General features: G+C 74.4%; 1 protein-coding gene. It reads left to right on the forward strand.

What is annotated here, in order from left to right:
• Positions 1-239 precede the first annotated feature (239 nt).
• The coding region (locus IH44_RS0139820) for an acyclic terpene utilization AtuA family protein (RefSeq protein ID WP_232795280.1) at positions 240-1491 on the forward strand (1252 nt) is incomplete at its 3' end.

Raw genomic sequence — 1491 nt, forward strand, 5'->3', positions numbered from 1 at the left:
CCGCACCCCACCGCGCTGCCCCGCACCCACACCCCCCATCCCCCCGTCGGCCAAAAACAAGCACGCGTGCTTGATTTGTCCCCGGGTTGCTGCCAGGCTCGACCCCGACCGGACACGCGCCACCCCCGGCCGCTGCCACCACCAACGGCGGCCGGAAACAGCGGAGTTGGGGAGACATCGTGCTGCGGATCGGCAATGCGTCGGGGTTCTACGGAGACAGGTTCGACGCGTTCCGCGAGATGCTGACGGGCGGCCCGCTGGACGTGCTCACGGGGGACTACCTGGCCGAACTGACCATGCTGATCCTGGCCCGCGACCGGCTGCGCGACCCCGCCCGGGGCTACGCGCGGACGTTCCTGCAGCAGGCCGAGCAGTGCCTCGCCGAGGCGCTCGACCGCGGCGTGCGGATCGTGGTGAACGCGGGCGGCCTCAACCCCGCCCGACTCGCCGAGGCGCTCCGCGAACTCGCCGCCCGGCAGGGCCTCCGGGCCAAGATCGGCCACGTCACCGGCGACGAACTCCTGCCCAGGGCCCACGAGTTCGGCTGGACGGGCGAAGACCCGCGCCGCCCGCTGCTGGCCGCGAACGCCTACCTGGGCGCGTTCGGGATCGCCGAGTGCCTGCGCGCGGGAGCGGACGTGGTGGTGACCGGACGGGTCACGGACGCCGCCCTGGTGGTCGGACCGGGCATCGCCCACCACGGCTGGACCCCGGACGACCTGGACGCGCTGGCGGGGGCGGTGGTGGCGGGCCACGTCCTGGAGTGCGGGGCGCAGGCGACCGGCGGCAACTACGCCTTCTTCGCCGAGCACGACGTCGACCACCCGGGCTTCCCGATCGCCGAACTGCACGCCGACGGCAGCAGCGTGATCACCAAGCACCCGGGCACCGGCGGCGCGGTGACCGTGGAGACCGTCACCGCCCAACTCCTGTACGAGACGGGCGGACCGCGCTACCTCGGCCCGGACGTCACCGCCCGCCTGGACACCGTGACGCTCACCGCCCAGGGCACCGACCGGGTCCGGATCGACGGGGTGCGCGGCGAGGCCCCGCCGCCCACCCTCAAGGTCGGGCTGAACCGGCTCGGCGGATACCGCAACGAGCTGGTGTTCGTCCTCACCGGGTTGGACGTCGAGGCCAAATCCGCCCTGGTGCAACGGCAGTTGACCCGGGCCCTGGCCGCCGACCCGCCGGCCGCACTGCGCTGGACCGAGACCCGCACCCAGCACCCGGACGCCGACACCGAGGAGCGCGCCAGCACCCTGCTCCGGCTCACCGCCCGCGACCCGCAGGAGCACAAGGTCGGCCGCGCCCTCACCGCCGCCGCCGTCGAACTCGGCCTGGCCGGCTACCCGGGCTTCCACCTGACCGCCCCGCCCGCCCGGCCCAGCCCCTACGGCGTGTTCGAGGCAAGGGAGTTGAACCAGAAGGCGGTCGACCACACCGCCCACCTGCCCACCGGCACCCCGGTCCCCGTCCCCCGGGCCCCCC

Source organism: Kitasatospora sp. NRRL B-11411 (genome assembly GCF_000721345.1).
GTDB lineage: Bacteria > Actinomycetota > Actinomycetes > Streptomycetales > Streptomycetaceae > Kitasatospora > Kitasatospora cineracea.